This is a genomic window from Geodermatophilus sp. SYSU D01106 (genome assembly GCF_054049995.1).
Genome location: NZ_JBJGYM010000009.1, coordinates 24,830 through 44,746, shown reverse-complemented (window position 1 = coordinate 44,746; position 19,917 = coordinate 24,830). Strand labels below are relative to the sequence as shown.

Below are 19,917 nucleotides of genomic sequence, written 5' to 3'. Positions count from 1 at the left end.
CTGCTCTCTCCTGCATCCGGCGGCGCACGCGCGCCCACCCGTTCGGCCCAGGTCGGCGACACCGGCGACCGACGGACCGAATGTAACGAAACGAGTACTGAGAGGAACCGGTCCGACGCGCCCGTCAGCGACACTTGAGAGGTGTCGCGCATCCCCCGTCACAGCTGTCCCGGAACCGCGGTCGCGGTGGCCGCCGTGGCCGTGCTGCTCCTCGCAGCATGCACGTCCCCGGCCGGTCGTGGCACCTCACCGGCAGGGCCGGCGACCGCGGCCGGGAACCCCGCACCCGTGACCCGGTCGGTGCGCCTGGCCGCGGTCGGGGACTCCATCACCCAGGCCGACGGCGACGTGCCCGCCGGCGTCCTGGGCCGGGGTTCATGGTTGTCGACCGCGGTCGGCGGCGACGTCGTGTTCGCCGGCGGGTGGGCACGGGCCGGCGCGACGACGGCGGACATGCTGGACGCGGCGACGGCGGTCGACGCCGACGTCCTCGTGCTCCTGGCCGGTACGAACGACCCCGGCGCGGGACTGTCGGAGGGGCAGACGGCACAGCACCTCCGGGACATCGCCGACGTGGTCGGCGTCGACTCCGTCGTGCTGTCCTCCGTCCCGCCGCGCGACGCCGACCCGGGCGTGGCGGCGGCCACCAACCGGGCGCTCGAGGACCTGGCCGAGGACGAGGGCTGGCTGTTCGCGGACTCCGCGGCGGGCGTTCGGTCGGGGGACCGCTTCGCCTCCGGCATGGCCACCGACGGCCTGCACCCCTCGGAGGAGGGTGCGGCGGTCATCGGGGCGGCCCTGCGGGAGGCCGTCCTGGAGGCCGCGGGGGCTTGATCCCCGGTCGGGTGAGCGCCTTTCGTGACCGGGCGGGGGCTCTGCGTGAACGCCTACGCTCGGGACACATGGGCTCGGGACAGGTGGGGACGACCCGGGCGGCACTGGCCCGGGGTGAGGTGGCACTCCTCGGCGCCACCCGGCGGGCGCTCGGGCGCACGCCGGCGGTGCCGGTGGCGCGCGGGCTGTCGCTGTTCGGTGAGCACGCGGCCGGCTGGCTGCTGCTCGGTGCCGCCGGCTGGCTGCGCGGCCGCGACCGCCGCGACTGGGCGACGGCGACGCTCGGCGTGCTGCTGGCCCACGGCGCCGCGGTCGGCGTCAAGCGGGCCGCCCGCCGGTCCCGCCCGGTGCTCGAGGCGGTGCCCTCGCTGGTGCGCACCCCCAGCACGCTGTCGTTCCCGAGCGCGCACGCCGCCTTGACCGCCGCGGCCGCCGCCGGCTTCGGCCCGCTCGTCGGGCGGCCGGTGATGACCGCCGCCCTCGGCGCGATGGCGGTGTCCCGCGTGCTGCTCGGTGTGCACTGGCCCACCGACGTCGTCGCCGGCGCCGTTCTGGGTACGGCGGTGGCCTCCGGCGTCCGTCGCGCCGCGATCCCAGGGGAGGACCGATGACCAGCGGACCCGAGGCACGGCGGGCCGAGCGCGAGGCCGAGGTGCCGGCGCCCCGCGGCGCCACCGCCGACGCCGCCCTCCCGCCGCCCGGTGAGCTCCCGCCCCGCCCGCCCGGCGCCCGCGGGTCGCTGGCGGTCGGCCTGGTGCGCGCGGTCCGCCCGCGGCAGTGGGTCAAGAACGTGCTCGTCCTCGCCGCGCCGGCCGCGGCCGGGCGGCTGTTCGAGCAGGACGTCGCCCGGGCCACGCTGCTCGCGCTCGTCCTGTTCTGCGCCGTGTCCGCCGGCATCTACCTGGTCAACGACGTCGTCGACGTCGAGGAGGACCGCCGCCACCCGAAGAAGCGCTTCCGGCCGATCGCCGCCGGCATCGTCCCGCGGGGCCTGGCGCTCGGGCTGGCGATCGTGCTGTTCGCCGGGGCGCTGGTGCTCGGCTCGCTGTTCGCGCGCCCGGCCCTGGGCTGGGTGCTCGGCGTGTACGTCGTCATCCAGCTCGGCTACTGCCTGTGGCTCAAGCACCAGCCGGTCATCGACCTGGCGATCGTCGCCTCGGGCTTCCTGCTGCGCACGGTCGCCGGCGGTGTCGCGGCGGGCATCGCCATCTCGCAGTGGTTCCTGCTCGTGGCCGCGTTCGGGTCGCTGTTCATGGTCGCCGGCAAGCGGTACTCCGAGCTGGTCGTCCTCGGCGAGGAGGCCGCCACCCGCAAGTCGCTGCGCGAGTACTCGGCCAGCTACCTGCGCTTCGTGTGGAGCATGTCGGCCGGCGTCACGGTCACCGTCTACAGCCTGTGGGCCTTCGAGATCGGCCGCACCCAGGACGGCATCCCCTGGTCGACCATCTCGATCGCGCCCTTCGTCCTCGGTCTGCTGCGGCACGCAGTGGACCTCGACCGCGGCGCCGCCGGCGCGCCGGAGGAGGTCGTCCTGAACGACAAGGTCCTGCTGCTCATCGGCACCGTGTGGGTGGCCACCCTCGGCCTGGGGGTGTTCCTGTGACCGCCACGCTGCCCGCGCGCGAGGAGCAGCTGACCGGCTGGGGGCGCACGGCCCCCACCCGGGCCAGCGTCACCCCGGTCCGCTCGGTCGACGACGTCGCCGCGGTGGTCGGCGGCTCCGGCCCGCGCGGCGTGCTCGCCCGCGGCCTGGCCCGCAGCTACGGCGACGCCGCGCAGAACGCCGGCGGCGCCGTCCTCGACCTCACCGGCCTCGACCGCGTGCTCGCCGCCGACCTGGTCACCGGTGAGCTCGACGTCGAGGCCGGCGCCTCCCTCGACCGGCTCATGCAGCTGTTCGTGCCGCTGGGCTGGTTCGTCCCGGTCACCGCCGGCACCCGCTACGTGACCGTCGGCGGGGCGATCGCCGCCGACATCCACGGCAAGAACCACCACCGCGTCGGCAGCTTCGGCGCGCACGTCGCCTGGCTGGACCTGGTCACCGCCGACGGGCAGGAGCGGCGGATCGGCCCGGACACCGACCCGGACCTGTTCTGGGCCACGGTCGGCGGCATGGGCCTGACCGGCGTCATCGTCCGGGCCCGGGTGCGGATGAAGCCGATCGAGACCGCCCGCTGCGTGGTCGACACCGACCGCACGCCCGACCTCGACTCGCTGCTGGACCTGCTCACCACCACCGACCACCACTACGACTACTCGGTGGCCTGGATCGACTGCGTGGCCCGCGGCCGGCGGATGGGCCGCTCGGTGCTCACCCGCGGCCGGTTCGCCCGCCGCGACGAGCTGCCGGCCCGTGCGCAGCGCGACCCGCTGCGCTACCGCGGCGACGTGCTGCTCTCGGTGCCGCCGGTGATCCCGGGCGGCCTGCTCAACCGGCTGACGGTCTCGGCGTTCAACGAGCTCTGGTACCGCAAGGCGCCGCAGCGCAAGCGGGACCAGCTGCAGACCATCCCCACCTTCTTTCACCCGCTCGACGGCGTGGGGGAGTGGAACCGCGTCTACGGCCCCGGCGGGTTCGTGCAGTACCAGTTCCTCGTGCCGTTCGGGCAGGAGGACGCCCTGCGCGCCGCGCTCGAGCGGATCTCCGGCTCGGGCACGGCGTCGTTCCTCGCCGTCCTCAAGCGCTTCGGCGAGGGCGACCCCGGCTTCCTGTCCTTCCCGGCGCCCGGCTGGACGCTGGCGCTGGACATCCCGGTCGTCCCCGGCCTCGCCCGGCTGCTCGACGACCTCGACGAGCTCGTGGTCGCCGCCGGCGGCCGGATCTACCTGGCCAAGGACGCCCGCGTCCGGCCGGAGGTCTTCGCCGGCATGTACCCCGACCTCGACCGCTTCCGCGCCGTCCGCGCGCGGGTCGACCCCGACGGGGTCTTCACGTCCGACCTGGCCAGGAGGCTGTCCCTGTGATCGACGCGCTCGGTTCCGTCGGCTCCCTCCTGCTGTTGGGCGGCACGTCCGACATCGCGGTCGCCACCGCCCGCCGCTACCTGCAGGAGCGGCCGCTGCGGGTGGTCCTCGCCGCCCGCGACAGCCCCCGGCGCGCCGCCGTCGCCGAGGAGCTCACCGGCCTCGGCGCCACCGTCGAGGTGCTGACCTTCGACGCCGAGCACCTCGACGACCCCGCGGGCCTGGTGGCCGCCGCGGCCGCGGGCGGGGACGTCGACGTCGCCGTCGTCGCGGTCGGCCAGCTCGGTGACCAGGAGGCGCTGGCCGACGACCCGGTGGCCGCGGCCCGCCTGGCCCGCGTCAACTACGAGGCGCCGGTGGCCGTCGGCACCGCGCTGGCCGCGCACATGCGCCGGCAGGGGCACGGCGTGATCGTCGCGCTGTCCTCCGTCGCGGGGGAGCGGGCCCGGCGCTCCAACTACGTCTACGGCTCGACGAAGGCCGGCATGGACGCCTTCTTCTCCGGCCTCGGCGACGCCCTGCACGGCAGCGGGGTCTCGGTGCTCGTCGTCCGGCCCGGCTTCGTCCGCTCGAGGATGACCGAGGGGCTGCCCGAGGCGCCGCTGGCCACCACGCCCGAGGCCGTGGCCGAGGCGATCGTCGACGGCGTGCGCTCCGGGCGGCACACCGTCTGGGTGCCCGGTGCCTTCCGAGTGGTCATGAGCGGCCTGCGCCACCTGCCGCGCCCGCTCTTCCGCCGCCTGTCCATCTGAGGCGCGGGACGACCGAGGGCCCCTCTCCCGCGCGGGCGAGGGGCCCTCGGTCGTCGGGGACCTAGTTGATGCAGGTGGTGTCGGCGGCGGTGCGGGGCACCTCGGTGGGCGTCGCGGTCGACGGCGCCGGCGGCGTCGTCGCCTGCCCGATCCCGTTGAAGTCGGTGCCCAGGACCAGCTGCACCGTGCCGGTGGACGCGTCGTCGGCGACCTCGGTGGTGGCGCCGGGGATCTGCGCGGCGAGGGTGGTGGCCAGCGCCTCGTCGCCCGCGGCGTGGCGGATGACCGTCGTGTCGTAGTCGCTGGAGTCGGCGTTGCCGGTCGAGCTGACGACGAAGCCGGCGGTCTCCAGCGCGGAGGCGGCCTCGGCGGCCAGGCCGGGGGTGCCCGAGCCGTTGTAGACCTGCACCGTCACCTGCGCCGGCGCGACGGTGACCGGCGCCGCGGGGGCCTCGGCCGCGGGTGCCTCGGGCTCGGCGGACAGGTCCGCGAAGAACGCGTGCAGCTCGTCCTCGTCGGGCAGCTGCAGGATGGAGCGGCCCTGATCGTCGCGGTCGTCGCCGACGATCGGCACGGTCTGGAAGTCGATGCTGTCGGCGGTCACCGACTGCATCTGCTGGGCCAGGTCGAGCAGCACCAGGTCGCGGTCGATGGTCAGCGACTGCGACGCGGCCTCGACGAGCTGGCGCTGCTTGCCGAGGTCGAGCAGCACGTCGTCGGACAGCATCTTGCGCAGCACGCCGCCGATGAAGACCTGCTGGCGGACGATGCGGTCGAGGTCGCCGCGGGGCAGGCCGTGCCGCTGGCGGACGAACTCGAGGGCGTCCGCGCCGGCGATGACCTGCTCGCCCGCGGGGAAGACCGCGCCGGAGTACTCGGAGTCGTCGACGGCCTCGCAGAGGTTGACGGTCACGCCGCCGACCACGCTGGTCAGGTTGAAGAAGCCGAGCAGGTCGACCTCGGCGTAGTGGTCGATCTGCAGGCCGGTCAGCTGGCTGATGGTCTGCACGAGCAGCTGGGCCCCGCCGGCCTGGCGGTCGGCCTCGGGCGCGGCGTCGTCGACCTCGCTGTAGCCGTAGGCGTAGGCGGCGTTGAGCTTGTCCATGCCGTAGCCCGGGATCGACACATAGGAGTCGCGCGGGAAGGAGACGAACGAGGCGCGCGACCCGTCGGCCGGGATGTGCACCAGGATCATCGTGTCGGTGTTGATGCCGGAGTCGGCGCCGGCGGTGAGCTCGGCGAGCTGCTCGGGCGTCAGGGCGGCGCGGCTGTCGTTGCCGACCAGCAGCAGGTTCATCGCCTCGGGGGCGTCCCCGGCCTCGGTGTTGCCGGCCGACGGGATGGCGTCGGTGCGGTTCACCGTCGCCTCGGCCACGCGGCCGAGGTACCAGCCCCAGCCGCTCGCGCCGAGCAGGACGACGGACAGGACGGCGGCCACCCCGCGGGCGACGGCCGCGGCGCGGCCGTTGCGCCGGCGCGGGGCGCGCGGGGCGTCGGGGCCGCGCTCGTCCCGGGCGGCGCGGGGCGCGGCGTCCGCGGCGTCCCGGGTGCGGGGACGGGACGGGCGGCCGGCGCGCGGGTCGAGGCGCGCCGGGAGCGGCCGGCCCGAGGACGCGTCCTGCTCGTTGCGGTCTCGGCTCACGCGACCGAGGTTAGGTGCGGCCGGTGCGGCCGGGCGGCGAGCGACACGGGGGAACGCTCCGTCTCGCCGTCGCCCGCGCCCGTCTGGCACCGGCCGCCCGTCTGGTCGCGCACGACCCCATCCGCCACGGACGTCACACGCCGGGATGATGCCCCCGGTGTCGCCCGACAGGAGGATGTCGCCCATGCGCGTGCTCGTCACCGGTGGAGCCGGGTTCATCGGCTCCCACTACGTCCGGACCATGCTCACCGGCGGCTACGCCGGGTACGAGGACGCCGAGGTCACCGTCTTCGACAAGCTGACCTACGCGGGCAACCCCGCGAACCTGGCGCCGGTGGCCGACTCGCCGCGTTACCGGTTCGTCCAGGGCGACATCTGCCGCGCCGCCGACCTCGACGCCGCGCTGCCCGGGCACGACGTCGTCGTCAACTTCGCCGCCGAGTCGCACGTCGACCGGTCCATCAGCGGCGGGGCGGCGGACTTCGTGCTCACCAACGTGCTCGGCGCCCAGGAGGTGTTCGCGGCCTCGCTGCGCCACGGCGTCCGCCGGGTCGTGCACGTCTCGACCGACGAGGTCTACGGCTCGATCGACGAGGGGTCCTGGACCGAGGAGTCGCTCCTCGAGCCGAACTCGCCGTACTCGGCGGCCAAGGCCGGCGGGGACCTCATCGCCCGCGCCTACGCGCGGACCTACGGCCTCGACGTTTCGGTGACCCGCTGCAGCAACAACTACGGGCCCTACCACTTCCCCGAGAAGGTCATCCCGCTGTTCGTCACCAACCTGCTCGACGGGCAGCGGGTGCCGCTCTACGGCGAGGGCGCGAACGTGCGCGACTGGCTGTTCGTCGACGACCACTGCCGCGGCATCCAGCTGGTCCTCGAGAAGGGCCGGCCCGGCGAGTACTACAACATCGGCGGCGGGCGGGAGCTGTCCAACCGCGAGCTCACCGAGAAGCTGCTCGAGGCCACGGGGCGCGACTGGAGCTCCGTCGAGCACATCGTCGACCCGCGCGGCGGCGGCCACGACCTGCGCTACTCGGTCGACTACTCGAAGACGGCGGAGCTCGGCTACGCGCCGCGGATGTCCTTCGAGGAGGGGCTCGCCCTGACCGTGCAGTGGTACCGCGACAACCGCGCCTGGTGGGAGCCGCTCAAGGCGGCGGCCTGGCGGGCCGGGGCGTGAGCGCGCCGACCGCCTGGCTCGTCACCGGCGCGCACGGGCAGCTCGGCCGGGAGCTGACCGCCCTCCTGGGCGCCCGGTCCGGCGACGAGCTCACCGCCCTCGGCCGCGACCGGCTCGACCTCACCGACGAGGACGGCGTGCGCGCCACCGTGCGGGGCTGGCTGGCGGGCGCCCGCGCGGTTGGCCGCCGGCCGGTGCTGCTCAACGCCGCCGCCTACACCGCCGTCGACGCCGCCGAGACCGACGAGGACACCGCGCTCGTCGTCAACGGGTACGCGCCGGGCTGGCTGGCGGAGGAGCTGGCCGGCGCGGGGCGGCTGGTGCACCTGTCCACCGACTACGTGTTCGACGGGTCGGCCACCGAGCCCTACCCGGTCGACGCGCCGCTGGACCCGCGCTCGGCGTACGGGCGGACGAAGGCGGCGGGGGAGCGGGCGGTCGCCGCGGCCGGTGGCGACGCCACCGTGGTGCGCACCGCCTGGGTCTACAGCCGGCACTCCGCGAGCTTCGTGCGGACCATGGCCGGCCGCGCGGAGGCCGGGGCGGAGGTGTCGGTCGTCGACGACCAGGTCGGCTCGCCCACGTGGGCCGCAGGCCTCGCGGCGGGGCTGGTCGCGCTGGGGGAGCGGGACGAGCCGGCACCGCCGGTGCTGCACCGCACTGACGCGGGCGCGGTCAGCTGGTTCGGCCTCGCCCGCGCCGTCTACGAGGAGCTCGGCGCCGACCCGGCCCTCGTCTCGCCGACGACGACCGCGGCCTTCCCGCGCCCGGCGCCGCGGCCGGCGTGGTCGGTGCTCGACGGCGGCCCCTGGCTGGCCGCCGGGCTGCCGGAGCCGCTGCTGTGGCGGGAGGCGCTGCACCGGGCGCTGGCGGTGCCGGCGGGGGTCTGACCCCGGGGGAAGGGTGGGTCCGCTGTGACCGTTGGTGACGGGACGGTCCCGTCCCGTCACCGGTTCTGGCGCGTCGCCTCAAGGACGGACGGTGCCGTGCCGATGCTCGTGGCGGACAGATGCGCCCTCCTGGGGGCGCGGCCGCCACGACCCACCGGAGGTCCTCCCTCGTGCGCCGCCTACTCGCGGGAACCGCCGCCTTCGTCGCCATGACCGGCACCCTCCTGGTGCTGCCCGTCTACGCCGACCCGGGACCCGAGGCGGTGCCGGTCGAGACCTCGGCCGAGGAGGTGTCGCTCGGCTCGGTCGAGGAGCCCGCGGCCGCGGCCGAGGTGCAGGAGGGCACGACCGAGCCGGTGGCCGGGGTGCCCGACACCGCGCCGGCGCTGACGGTCACCCGCACCGGCGTCGACGAGTTCTCCCTCGTCGGCGTCACCTGGGCCGCCGACCCGGCGGTCCGCGACGTGCGCGCCCAGGTGCGCGTCCAGGACGCCGCCGGCGCCTGGGGTGAGTGGACCGAGCTCGGCGTCGAGGACGCCGCGGTGGGCACGGACGCGACCGCCGACACCGCGCAGCGGGCCGGCACCGCCCCGCTGTGGACCGGCCCGAGCACCGGCGTCGAGGTCGAGGTCGTCACCGTCTCCGGAGCCGCGCCGACCGACGTCCAGCTCGACCTGATCGGCTCGCCGGAGAGCCCGGCCGACGCCCTGCCGGGGACGCCGGACATCCAGGACACCGCGGACGCGGCGCTCGCGATGCCCGACGTCTACAGCCGCGCGCAGTGGGGCGCCGACGAGACCATCCGCAGCTGGGCGCCGGAGTACGCACCCACCATCAAGGCCGCCACGCTGCACCACACGGCGGGCTCCAACAACTACGCCCCCGAGGACGTCCCGGACATCCTGCGGACGATGTACCGGTACCACGCCAAGAGCCTGGGCTGGGGCGACATCGGCTACAACGTCATCGTCGACAAGTACGGCCGGCTCTGGGAGGGCCGCTACGGCGGACTGGCCAGCACCGTCGTCGGCGCGCACGCGGGCGGCTTCAACACCGGGACCTTCGGCGTCTCGATGATCGGCAACTACGACGTGGTCGACACGACGCAGCCGATGGTCGACGCGGTGGCGGCCATCATCGCCTGGAAGTTCTCGCTCTACAACGTCAACCCCAACGGCACGGTCCAGCTGACCTCCGGCGGCAGCACCTCGCGGTACCCCGCCGGTACGAAGGTGACCCTGCCGACGGTCTTCGGCCACCGGGATACGGGCAGCACCGCCTGCCCGGGCCGGTACGGCTACGCCAAGCTCCCCGAGATCCGCGGCAAGGTCGCCGCGCAGGTCGGCTCCGCGCTGCCGCTGGTCTCCCAGCGGTACGACACCGACGCCGCCGCCCGGGCGCTGCTCGGCGCGCAGACCACCGCCCCGACCCGCACCCCCGACGGCCGGGGCGCCTACGCCCACTACGCCAACGGCTCGATCTACGCCAGCGGCGCCACCGGCGCCCGCATCCTGCGCGGCCCGATCCGCGACAAGTGGGCCTCGCTCGGCTGGGAGAACGGCAGCCTCGGCTACCCGACCACCGACACGACCGCCACGCCCGACGGCCGCGGCCTCTACCAGCACTTCCAGAACGGCTCGATCTACTGGTCGCAGGCCACCGGCGCGCGCACGATCGGTGGCGCCATCCGCGACCGCTGGGCCTCCCTCGGCTGGGAGAACGGCAGCCTCGGCTACCCGACCTCGGACTGGACGACGACGCCCAATGGCCGCGCCCAGTACGTGCACTTCCAGAACGCCTCGGTCTACTGGTCGCAGGCCACCGGCGCCCGGGTCCTCGCCGGCCCCGTCCTCGAGGCGTGGGGGCGCACCGGCTGGGAGAACGGCCGCCTCGGGCTGCCGACGACCGACGTCACGGAGATCTCGGGCGGCGCCGGTCGTTTCGCGCACTTCCAGGGCGGCTCGGTCTACTGGTCCCAGGCCACCGGTGCGCACACCATCGGCGGGGCCGTCCGTGACCGCTGGGCGGCGTCGGGCTGGGAGAACGGCCCCATGGGCTACCCCGTGTCGGACTGGACGACGACCCCGAACGGCGCAGCGCAGTACGTGCACTTCCAGCGTGGCTCGGTGTACTGGTCGCAGGCCACCGGCGCGCGCTGGCTCGACGAGCGGATCTACCCCGCGTGGGCGGCGAGCGGCTGGGAGCACAGCTCCCTCGGCCTGCCCGTGTCCGACACGGCGGTGACGCCGGACGGCGGCGCCACCTTCGCCCACTTCCAGCGCGGGTCGATCTACGCGACCGCCGACCACGGCACCTCGGTGCTGAGCACCGACGTGGCCGCCGCCTGGGGCCGTAGCGGCTGGGAGCGGGGCCCGCTCGGCTACCCGACCGCCCCGCCCGCCGGGACCGCGGCCACCCAGCCGGCCGGCGTCACCATGCAGCGCTTCGAGGGCGGCACCGTCTACGCCACCGCGGACACCGGTGCCCATGCGGTGTCGGCCGAGTTCGAGGCTGCAGTCGCCGTCGGCGGCGGGACCGGCGTGCTCGGCTACCCGATCGCCGACGCGGGCTCCGCGCCCGACGGCCGTGGCCGCTACCAGCACTTCCAGCACGGCTCGGTCTACGGGACCCAGGCCACCGGGGCCCACGTCGTGCGCAGCTCGGTGTACGACCTCTGGGCCCGCACCGGCTGGGAGAAGGGGGCGCTGGGCTACCCCACCTCACCCAGCAGGGCGACCCCGGACGCGCAGGGGCTCTACGGGCACTTCGAGGGCGGATCCGTCTACTGGACCCGGGCGACGGGGGCGCACGTCCTCCGCGGCGCCGTCCTCGCGGCGTGGGCCGCACAGGGCTACGAGCGAGGCGCCCTGCGTTACCCGACCACCGACGTCACCACCACCCCGGACCGCAAGGGCAGCTACGCCTACTTCCAGGGCGGAGCCGTCTACAGCAGCGCCGTGGGCGGCACCCGCGTCCTGCGCGGCGCCGTCCTCGACGCCTGGGCCCGCACCGGCTGGGAGCAGGGCCGCCTCGGCTGGCCCACCTCGGACACCGTCGCGCAGCCCGGCGGCGGCACCCGCACCTCGTTCGAGCACGGGACGATCACCGTGTCCGCCTCCGGCGCGGCGACCGTGACCGTCCGCTGACCCGCTCGCCGTCCCCCGAACCGCCGACGAGCGCCCCGGCCGGGGCGCGGAGGAGAACCGTCATGACCCGTTCCACCACGACCCGCCGGACCCTCGCGGCGGTCGCTTTCGCCGCGGTCTGCGCGCTCCCGGCCTGCTCGTCGGGGGAGGGGACGGGCGAGGCCGGCGCGTCGACGTCGGCGACGAGTGCAGCCGCCGAGAGCCCGTCCGTCCCGGACGAGGAGGTCGCGGAGGTCACCGATGCGCCTGTCGAGGACGAGGACAGCGAGCCGGTGGCCACCGATGCGCCGGTCCAGGAGACCACCGTCGCGATCTCGAACGCCTACTGGGACCCGGCCGAGGCCGCGCTCTTCGCCGCAGGCTTCGTCAGTCCGGTCGTGGAGGACGGCGGCACCTGCACACTGCTGGTGTCGCGCGACGGCAGCACCGTCCGGGCGACCGTCGAGGGTGTCGCCGACGCCACCACCACCGTCTGTGACAGGCTGGTGCTGCCCGGCGACGAGCTCCGTCCGGGCACCTGGTCGGTCGTCCTGCAGTACGAGTCCGGCGCGACGTCCGGCGAATCGGCGGCGGTCGACGTCGAGGTGCCGGAGTGAGCCGCGCCCGCCGGGTCCTGGTCGCCCTCCTCACCGCCGCCTGCTGCGCGGCCGTCCTGGCCGGCGTCCTCACCACGTCCTCGGCGCCGCGGCTCCAGGAGGCCGCGGATCCGAGTCAGTTCCGCCCGGGCAACATCATCAGCGACCAGCTGTTCTTCGACGGCAACGCGATGTCGGCCCCGGCGGTGCAGACGTTCCTCAACCAGAAGAACCCGAACTGCGTCGTCGGGTCCGCGGGGCTGCCCTGCCTCAAGGACTACCGGCAGGACACCTGGACGCGGCCCGCCGACGCGAACTGCCCCGGCACGTACGTCGGCGCCCCCGGGGAGACCGCCGCGACGATCATCGCCAAGGTCGGCCAGGCCTGCGGGATCAGCCAGCGGGTGTTGCTCGTGCTGTTGCAGAAGGAGCAGAGCCTCGTCACCGGCACCCGGCTCACGGCCAGCCAGTACCAGAAGGCGACGGGCTACGCCTGCCCGGACACGGCACCCTGCAACGAGCAGTACTTCGGGTTCTTCAACCAGGTGTACATGTCCGCTTGGCGCTACAAGTGGTACGCCGCCCGCCCCGGCTACCTCGGCCGAGCGGTTGGTGCCACGGTCAACATCCAGTGGAGCCCGAACGCGTCGTGCGGCAGCGCCCGCGTCCTGCTGGAGAACCAGGCCACCGTGGGGCTGTACAACTACACGCCCTACCAGCCCAACGCGGCGTCGTTGGCCGCCTACCCCAACCAAGGCGATGGTTGCTCGAGCTACGGCAACCGCAACTTCTGGTTCCAGTTCACCAACTGGTTCGGCTCCACGCAGGTCCCCGGTGCCAGCGAGGTGACCGCCCGGTACGCCGAGACCGGTGGGCCGTCCGGTCGGCTGGGCGCGACCCGGGGAGACGTCGTCTGCGGACTGCGCAACGGCGGCTGCATGCAGAATTACACGAACGGCGCCATCTACTGGTCCCCGGCGACCGGGGCGCGCGTCGTGTGGTTCGGCGCCGTCAACGACAAGTGGGCCTCCTACCGCTGGGAGGGCGGCCCCGTGGGTTACCCCGTCGGCGACGGCCTGTGCGGGCTCGCCGGTGGCGGGTGCTTCCAGGCCTTCGAGGGCGGCTCGCTCTACTGGTCGCCGGCCACGGGGGCGCACTTCATCACCGCCGTGATCCGGGACAAGTGGGGGGCGCTGGGCTACGAGTTCGGCTCCCTCGGCTACCCCATCAACGACCAGACCACGACCCCGAACGGCGCCGCCCAGTACGTGCACTTCCAGCGCGGCTCGATCTACTGGTCGGCGGCCACGGGGGCGCACGTCCTCTCCGGCGCCGTCTACGACCGGTGGGCGGCGAGCGGCTGGGAGAACAGCCCGATCGGCCTGCCCGTGAGTGACGTGGCCACCACGCCCGACGGCGTCGGGACCTTCGCCCACTTCCGGTCCGGGTCGATCTACTCGACGTCGGCCACCGGCGCCCGCGTCATCCGCGGCGAGGTGTACGCCAGGTGGGCGGCGAGCGGCTGGGAGAACGGCCCCCTGGGTTACCCGATCAGCGACCAGGCGACCACCCCCGACGGGGCCGCGCAGTACGTGCACCTCCAGCGGGGCTCGATCTACTGGTCGGCCGGGACGGGAGCACATGTCCTGTCCGGTGAGGTGTACGACGCGTGGGCCGCCGCCGGCTGGGAGCGCAGCGCGCTCGGGCTGCCCACGAGCGACGTGGCCACCACCCCGGACCGGCGGGCGAGCTACGCTCACTTCAAGGACGGGTCGGTCTACGTCACCTCGTCCGGCACGTGGACGCTGCCTTCGACGGTCGTCGCCGTCTGGTCCCGCGCCCGCTGGGAGCACGGCGACCTCGGGTTCCCGACCGGAGCCGCGCAGACCACCGACGGCGTGACCACCCAGCCGTTCGAGGGCGGCCGGGTCGTCGCCGACGGAACCGAGGGCGGCGCGGTGCTGACGGCGCTGCTGCCCGCGTACGAGGCGGCCGGCGGGCCCGCGGGGGCGCTCGGGGTCCCCACCTCGGCCACCGGGACGACGCCGGACGGCAGGGCGCGCTACCAGCACTTCCGCGGCGGTTCGCTGTACGCGACCGGCACCGGCACCCATGTGCTCCCCGCTGCGGTCATCACCGCCTGGGGGCGCAGCGGCTGGGAGCGGGGCCCGCTGGGCTACCCGGTCGCCGCCGCACAGCTGACGGGGGACGTCACCGCACAGCGCTTCGAGGGCGGCGTCGTCTACGCCACCGCGAGCGGGAGCGGCGCGGTCACGACGCCGATGGTCGCCGCCTACGACGCGGCCGGCGGCCCGGCGGGCACGCTCGGCCTGCCGACGTCGGCCACCGGCCGGACCCCGGACGGGAAGGCCACCTACCAGCACTTCCAGGGCGGGTCGGTCTACGTCACCGCCACCGGCCCCAAGGTGCTGCCGACGGCGGTCGTCGCGGTGTGGGCGCGCAGCGGCTGGGAGGGCGGCTCGCTCGGCTACCCGACCGGGGCGGCCCAGACGGCCGGCGGCGTGACGTCGCAGGCGTTCGAGCGCGGCACCGTCTACGTCTCCGGCGGGCGCGGGTTCGCCGTGCAGGCCGCGCTGGCGGGCGCCTACCAGGCGGCCGGCGGCCCGGCCGGGACGCTCGGCGTGCCGGTCTCCGACACCGGGCGGACCCCGGACGGGAAGGCCACCTACCAGCACTTCGAGGGCGGCTCGATCTACTCGACCGCCACCGGCGGTGCGCGGGTCCTGCCGACGGCGTTCCGCGACGCCTGGGCGCTGAGCGGCTTCGAGCGCGGCCCGCTGGGCTACCCGGTCGCCGACGTCCGGACGACGCCGGACGGCCTGGGGGAGTACCAGCACTTCGAGGCCGGGTCGGTCTACCGGACGCGGGCCACCGGCGCCCACTTCCTGTACGGCACGGTGCTCGAGGCCTGGGCCCGCGGCGGCTGGGAGACCGGCGTCCTCCGCTTCCCCACGACCGACGTCACCGTCACCCCCGACGGGCAGGGCCGCTACGCCTACTTCCAGGGCGGCGCGGTCTACAGCAGCCCGGCGGGCGGGACGCGCGTCGTCCGCGGCGCGGTGCTCGACGCGTGGGGGGCCACCGGCTGGGAGCAGGGCCGCCTCGGCTACCCGACCGGTGACGCGCAGGCCGTGGCCGGCGGCACCCGGCAGACCTTCCAGAACGGCACGATCACGGTGAACGGCGCGACGGGTGAGGCGACTGTGCAACCCCGTTGAGATGTGACGGACGGGTCGCCCCGGGGCAGCACTGCGCTCCCCGGGGCGATCTGCGTCCACAGGTAGCGTGGTCGCCATGACTGCGACGGCCGCCCCCGGCGTGCGCAGCTGGCGCAGGGCCGTCGACGACCTGTCGGACGGGTGGCGGCAGCGCCAACTGTGGGGCCACCTCGGCTGGCAGGACATCCGCCAGCGCTACCGCCGATCCGTCCTCGGACCGGTGTGGATCACGATCAGCATGGCGGTCACCGCCATCGCGCTGGGCATCCTGTACTCGGGCCTGTTCGACATCGAGCTGGCCCGGCTCCTCCCGCACGTCCTCGTGGGCTTCGTCGTCTGGAACTTCATCAGCGGCTGCATCAACGAGGGCTCCGAGGTCTTCATCGCGAACGAGGGCCTCATCAAGCACCTGCCCTCGCCGCTGTCGGTGCACGTGTACCGGCTGGTGTGGCGGCAGATCCTGTTCTTCGCGCACAACCTGCTCGTCTACGTCGTGATGCTGGTGGTCTTCCCCCAGCCGCTGAAGTGGACGGTCGTCTACGCGATCCCGGCCTTCGTCCTGCTGGCGCTCAACGGCGCCTGGGTGGCCCTGGCGGTCGGCACGATCACGGCCCGCTTCCGCGACATCCTGCCGATCACGCAGAGCATCGTGCAGCTGGCGTTCTTCCTGACGCCGATCGTCTGGATCTACGACGAGCTCGTGAACAGCCCCAACCCGGCGATCGCCGAGCGGGCGCGGCTGGCGGAGTTCAACCCGTTCCTGCACTTCGTGGAGATCATCCGCCGACCGCTCCTGGGCCAGGACCAGGTCTGGCGGCACTGGATCGTCGTCCTCGTCATCACCGTGGTCGGCTGGGCGCTGACGATGCTCGTCCTGCGCCGCTACCGGTCCCGCGTCTCCTACTGGGTGTGAGCGTGTCAGAGAGCCCGAACAGTCCGATCGGCATCGTCACCAAGGACGCGTGCGTCGACTTCCCGATCTTCGACGCCAAGAGCCGGTCGCTGAAGAAGACCGTCGTCGGCCTGGTCGGCGGCAACGTCGACAGCAGCCGCAAGGTGCCGGTCATCGAGGCGCTGCGCGACATCACGGTCTCCCTCGAGCACGGCGCCCGTGTCGGCCTCGTCGGCCACAACGGCGCCGGCAAGTCCACGCTGCTGCGGCTGCTGTCGGGCATCTACGAGCCCACCCGCGGCATCGCCGAGGTCCGCGGCCGCGTGGCCCCGGTCTTCGACCTGGGCGTCGGCATGGACCCCGAGATCTCCGGCCTCGAGAACATCATGATCCGCGGCCTGTTCCTCGGGATGACCCGCAAGCAGATGCAGGAGCGGGTCGACGACATCGCCGAGTTCACCGAGCTCGGCGACTTCCTGCACATGCCGCTGCGCACCTACTCCACCGGCATGCGGGTGCGCCTCGCCCTGGGCGTCGTCACCAGCATCGACCCGGAGATCCTGCTGCTCGACGAGGGCATCGGCGCCGTCGACGCGGCGTTCCTCGAGAAGTCCAAGCAGCGGCTGGTGTCCCTGGTCGAGCGCTCGGGCCTGCTCGTCTTCGCCTCGCACTCCGACGAGTTCCTCCGCGAGCTGTGCGACACCGCCATCTGGATGGAGCACGGCCGGATCAAGCAGCAGGGCACCCTCGAGGACGTGCTGCGGGCCTACAAGGGCCTCCCGGCGTGACGGCGGCCGCCCCGGCCGCCGGCGAGCGCGTCGTCGCCGTCGTCGTCACCCGGCACCGCCGCGAGCTGCTCGCCGAGAGCCTGGCGGCGCTGGCGGCGCAGAGCCGGCCGGTCGACCACGTCGTCGTCGTCGACAACGGGCCGGACGAGTCGGCCGCCGACGTCGTGGCCGCCAGCGGCCTGCCCGCCACCCACCTGCCCAGCGAGCGCAACCTCGGCGGGGCCGGCGGCTTCGCCTACGGGATGCTGCACGCCCTCGCCCTGGGCGCTGACTGGGTCTGGTGCGCCGACGACGACGGCCGCCCCGCCGACGGCACCGTGCTCGCCACCCTGCTCGACGCCGCGCGGCGGCACGGGCTGGCCGAGGTCAGCCCGCTGGTCACCGACATGGCCGACCCCGACCGGCTGGCCTTCCCGCTGCGCCGCGGGCTGCGCTGGCGGTGGCACCGCAGCGACTTCGCGGGCCTGGACCTGCTGCCGAGCTACGCCTCGCTGTTCAACGGGGCGCTGTTCCGGGCCGAGGCGCTCGACGTCGTCGGCGTGCCCGACTACCGGCTGTTCTTCCGCGGCGACGAGACCGAGATCCACCGCCGGCTGCTGCGCGCCGGGCTGCCGTTCGGCACCTGCACGCAGGCCGCCTACCTGCACCCCGAGGGGACGACGGAGTTCGCGCCGATCCTCGGCGGGCGCCTGTCGGCGCAGTACCCGGCCAACGAGGTCAAGCGGTTCTTCACCTACCGCAACCGCGGCTACCTCATGGCCCAGCCCGGCATGCGCTGGCTGCGGCCGCTCGAGACCGTCCGCTTCGGCTGGTTCTTCCTCGTCTCCCGCCGCGACCCGGCCGGCTGGAGGGAGTGGCGCCGGCTCACCCGCGCCGGCCGCCAGGAGCGGCTGACCCGCCCCGCGTAGCCCCCGGCGCCACCGCACGACGGCGCCACCGCACGCCGGGGCCACCGCACGGACGAAGGGCCCCGACCGGATCTCCGGTCGGGGCCCTTCGTCGTCGTGCCGGGGACTACACCCGCTCGTAGCCCCACTGCTCGAAGGCGCTGCTCCAGCTGTCCATGGAGGTCAGGTCGCCCGCGGCCTCCTGGTAGCGGCGCTGCAGCTCCGGGAACTCCGCCGACATCCGCCGCAGGTACCGCGCCGACGTCGCCGCCAGCCGGCGGAACGTGGCCGGGTCGCGACGGCGGAAGGTGACGCCGCGGCCGTCGGCGGTGCCCACGGTGGCGCTGTCGAGCCGGGAGAGCAGGAACCAGCGGGCGTCCTGGAACGCCAGGTTCAGCTGCGGGGTCTCCAGGTTCGCCTCGTCCACCGGCCGGGCGTTGTGCACCAGGCCCTTGACCAGGGTCTTCGCGATCGACACCGGCGACACCGGGATCTTGCGGAAGCGCACCGCCTTCGCCGTCGGCATGGACGGCAGCGGCAGGTCGGCCGAGGAGGGCAGCACCTGGCCGTCGGAGTGCGTCGCGCGCACCTCGCGGGCCCGGACCACCGACTGCGGCATGCCGCCGAACAGCCCCTCCGGCCCGGCGAGGAAGTCGCGGTAGGCCAGGTGGTGCAGCTCGACGGTCGAGTACTGCAGGTTGATCAGGAACCGCAGGTCGGCCTTGAGCATCTCGCGGAACAGCTTGCCGCCGTGCTTGTGCGGCGAGTGCAGCGCCGCGGCGACCAGCCGGTTGCGGATGTGGAAGTACGCCTGCCAGTCGCTGGCGTCGTCCTTGTCACCCCAGGAGAGGTGCCAGATGGCCGTGCCGGGCAGCGACGCCGTCGGGAAGCCGGCGGCGAAGGCGCGCAGGCCGTACTCGGCGTCGTCCCACTTGATGAACACCGGCAGCGGCATGCCGATCCGCTCGGTGACGGCGCGGGGGATCAGGCACATCCACCAGCCGTTGTAGTCGACGTCGATGCGCCGGTGCAGGTCCGGCGACTCGCGCAGCGACTCCTTGCCGAAGTCGTGGTGGTACTCGGTGTTCGGCGCGTTGGTCCAGAAGAACGTCTCGCGGTCGACGATCTCGCCCATGCTGTGCAGGATCGAGCGGTTCTGCAGGGCCAGCATCTGCCCGCCGACGAGCATCGGGCTCTTCGCGTAGGCGGCGAAGGCGCGGGCCCGCAGCAGGCTGTCGGGCTCGATCATGATGTCGTCGTCGAGCAGCACGACGTGCGTGGCGTCGCTGCGGGTGAAGGCCTCGTGCATGGTGCGCGCGAAGCCGCCGCTGCCGCCGAGGTTGGGCTGCTCGACCACGCGCAGCCGGTCGCCCAGGGACGCCTTGACCTCGGCGTAGCCGGCGGCGTCCTTGACGTGGTTGTTGCCCTGGTCGGCGATGGTGACCAGCGCGAGCCGGTCGAGCACCGCGGCGTCCTCGACCAGCGCGCGGGCGGCGGCCAGGGCGTCGACCGGGCGGTTGTAGGTGCAGATGCCGACGGCCAGCCGCGGCTCCTCGGCCGGCGCCTGCGGGGCGTACCAGCCGGCCTCGCGGACGACGGTGTCGGAGTCGGCGGTGACGTCGAACCAGTACCAGCCGCCGTCGATGAACGGTGCCAGGTCGAGCTCGAACTCGAGCGTCCGCTCGTCGTCGCCCTCGTGGGAGACGCCGGTGACGTGCATCGACTCGCCGTCGGCCTTGGAGCGGTGGACGTCGATGCGGCAGCTGCCGGCGACGGTCACCCGCAGCACGATCGAGCCGAGCACGCTCCAGCGCCGCCAGTAGCTGGCCGGGAAGGCGTTGAAGTAGGTGGCGAAGGAGACCTCGGAGCCGGCGGTGATCGTGCCGGAGTGGCGGCCGTCCTGCCGCACGCGGACCGGCGCGTTCTCCTCGTCGAGGTAGAGGCTGCGGACCTTCAGCGGGTCGGCCGGCCGCGGCATGAGGACGCGCTGGACGAGCGTGACGGCCTTGTCCGGCGTGAGGTCGGTCTCGGCCGGCTCGCTCACGGCGTCGGGCTTGACCGGCGCGTCGGCGACCTGGGGTGCGGTGGTCGTCATGGGGGAGTAGTCCTCTGTGTCGACGTCGGA

15 protein-coding genes are annotated in these 19,917 nt (G+C 74.2%); 13 read left to right on the top strand and 2 right to left on the bottom strand.

The window, feature by feature from the left end; all coding sequences use genetic code 11:
- The first annotated feature begins 288 nt into the window (after nt 1–288).
- The 5 genes from ACI78R_RS11605 to ACI78R_RS11585 all read left to right on the top strand — a co-directional run bounded on the left by ACI78R_RS11605 (nt 289) and on the right by ACI78R_RS11585 (nt 4,550).
- Entirely contained in the window at nt 289–834 is a 546-nt protein-coding gene (locus tag ACI78R_RS11605) for an SGNH/GDSL hydrolase family protein (protein ID WP_457040831.1), read from the top strand.
- Between the two features lie 68 nt (nt 835–902).
- Complete coding sequence (locus ACI78R_RS11600; protein ID WP_457040830.1) at nt 903–1,445, top strand: phosphatase PAP2 family protein; 543 nt, start codon at nt 903–905, stop codon at nt 1,443–1,445.
- The gene (locus ACI78R_RS11595) at nt 1,442–2,437 is read left to right on the top strand and encodes a decaprenyl-phosphate phosphoribosyltransferase (protein ID WP_083628804.1); all 996 of its coding nucleotides are present in this window, start codon (nt 1,442–1,444) and stop codon (nt 2,435–2,437) included. The genes ACI78R_RS11600 and ACI78R_RS11595 overlap by 4 nt, the downstream gene beginning before the upstream one ends.
- Nucleotides 2,434–3,798, top strand: coding sequence for an FAD-binding oxidoreductase (locus ACI78R_RS11590; RefSeq protein ID WP_073421534.1), 1,365 nt, complete (start codon nt 2,434–2,436; stop codon nt 3,796–3,798). The genes ACI78R_RS11595 and ACI78R_RS11590 overlap by 4 nt, the downstream gene beginning before the upstream one ends.
- A complete protein-coding gene (locus ACI78R_RS11585; protein WP_457040829.1) occupies nt 3,795–4,550 on the top strand; it encodes a decaprenylphospho-beta-D-erythro-pentofuranosid-2-ulose 2-reductase in 756 nt (251 codons plus the stop codon). Before ACI78R_RS11590 ends, ACI78R_RS11585 begins: the two co-directional genes overlap by 4 nt.
- A 61-nt stretch (nt 4,551–4,611) precedes the next feature.
- On the opposite strand, the gene ACI78R_RS11580 is transcribed toward ACI78R_RS11585, so the two are convergent.
- Complete coding sequence (locus ACI78R_RS11580) at nt 4,612–6,192, bottom strand: LCP family protein (RefSeq protein WP_457040828.1); 1,581 nt, start codon at nt 6,190–6,192, stop codon at nt 4,612–4,614.
- Between the two features lie 184 nt (nt 6,193–6,376).
- Between ACI78R_RS11580 and rfbB the strand changes: the two genes are divergently transcribed.
- The 8 genes from rfbB (at nt 6,377) to glfT1 (ending at nt 17,813) form a co-directional block, all read left to right on the top strand.
- Nucleotides 6,377–7,375, top strand: coding sequence for a dTDP-glucose 4,6-dehydratase (rfbB, locus tag ACI78R_RS11575; protein WP_073421537.1), 999 nt, complete (start codon nt 6,377–6,379; stop codon nt 7,373–7,375).
- The gene (rfbD, locus tag ACI78R_RS11570) at nt 7,372–8,265 is read left to right on the top strand and encodes a dTDP-4-dehydrorhamnose reductase (RefSeq protein WP_457040827.1); all 894 of its coding nucleotides are present in this window, start codon (nt 7,372–7,374) and stop codon (nt 8,263–8,265) included. The genes rfbB and rfbD overlap by 4 nt, the downstream gene beginning before the upstream one ends.
- A 209-nt stretch (nt 8,266–8,474) precedes the next feature.
- Nucleotides 8,475–11,411, top strand: coding sequence for an N-acetylmuramoyl-L-alanine amidase (locus ACI78R_RS11565; protein ID WP_457040826.1), 2,937 nt, complete (start codon nt 8,475–8,477; stop codon nt 11,409–11,411).
- Between the two features lie 62 nt (nt 11,412–11,473).
- Nucleotides 11,474–12,007, top strand: coding sequence for a hypothetical protein (locus ACI78R_RS11560; RefSeq protein ID WP_457040825.1), 534 nt, complete (start codon nt 11,474–11,476; stop codon nt 12,005–12,007).
- On the top strand, nt 12,004–15,225 hold the full coding sequence (locus tag ACI78R_RS11555) for a hypothetical protein (RefSeq protein ID WP_457040824.1): 3,222 nt from the start codon (nt 12,004–12,006) through the stop codon (nt 15,223–15,225). The genes ACI78R_RS11560 and ACI78R_RS11555 overlap by 4 nt, the downstream gene beginning before the upstream one ends.
- A gap of 76 nt (nt 15,226–15,301) precedes the next feature.
- On the top strand, nt 15,302–16,138 hold the full coding sequence (gene wzm / locus ACI78R_RS11550; protein WP_073421972.1) for a galactan export ABC transporter permease subunit Wzm/RfbD: 837 nt from the start codon (nt 15,302–15,304) through the stop codon (nt 16,136–16,138).
- Between the two features lie 2 nt (nt 16,139–16,140).
- Nucleotides 16,141–16,905, top strand: a complete 765-nt coding sequence (gene wzt / locus ACI78R_RS11545; RefSeq protein WP_245794688.1) for a galactan export ABC transporter ATP-binding subunit Wzt/RfbE — start codon at nt 16,141–16,143, stop codon at nt 16,903–16,905.
- On the top strand, nt 16,902–17,813 hold the full coding sequence (gene glfT1, locus ACI78R_RS11540; RefSeq protein WP_457040823.1) for a galactofuranosyltransferase GlfT1: 912 nt from the start codon (nt 16,902–16,904) through the stop codon (nt 17,811–17,813). The genes wzt and glfT1 overlap by 4 nt, the downstream gene beginning before the upstream one ends.
- A gap of 106 nt (nt 17,814–17,919) precedes the next feature.
- On the opposite strand, the gene ACI78R_RS11535 is transcribed toward glfT1, so the two are convergent.
- Nucleotides 17,920–19,887 (bottom strand): glycosyltransferase, encoded by a 1,968-nt coding sequence (locus tag ACI78R_RS11535; RefSeq protein WP_457040822.1) that lies wholly within the window; start codon nt 19,885–19,887, stop codon nt 17,920–17,922.
- Nucleotides 19,888–19,917 lie beyond the last annotated feature (30 nt).

Bases quoted from the DNA above. Each gene is read 5' to 3' on its own strand.
- ACI78R_RS11600 (WP_457040830.1), top strand. From the start codon at position 903: ATGGGCTCGGGACAGGTGGGGACGACCCGGGCGGCACTGGCCCGGGGT.
- rfbB (WP_073421537.1), top strand. From the start codon at position 6,377: ATGCGCGTGCTCGTCACCGGTGGAGCCGGGTTCATCGGCTCCCACTAC.
- ACI78R_RS11565 (WP_457040826.1), top strand. From the start codon at position 8,475: ATGACCGGCACCCTCCTGGTGCTGCCCGTCTACGCCGACCCGGGACCC.
- ACI78R_RS11535 (WP_457040822.1), bottom strand. From the start codon at position 19,887: ATGACGACCACCGCACCCCAGGTCGCCGACGCGCCGGTCAAGCCCGAC.
- wzm (WP_073421972.1), top strand. From the start codon at position 15,302: ATGACTGCGACGGCCGCCCCCGGCGTGCGCAGCTGGCGCAGGGCCGTC.
- ACI78R_RS11595 (WP_083628804.1), top strand. From the start codon at position 1,442: ATGACCAGCGGACCCGAGGCACGGCGGGCCGAGCGCGAGGCCGAGGTG.
- ACI78R_RS11560 (WP_457040825.1), top strand. From the start codon at position 11,474: ATGACCCGTTCCACCACGACCCGCCGGACCCTCGCGGCGGTCGCTTTC.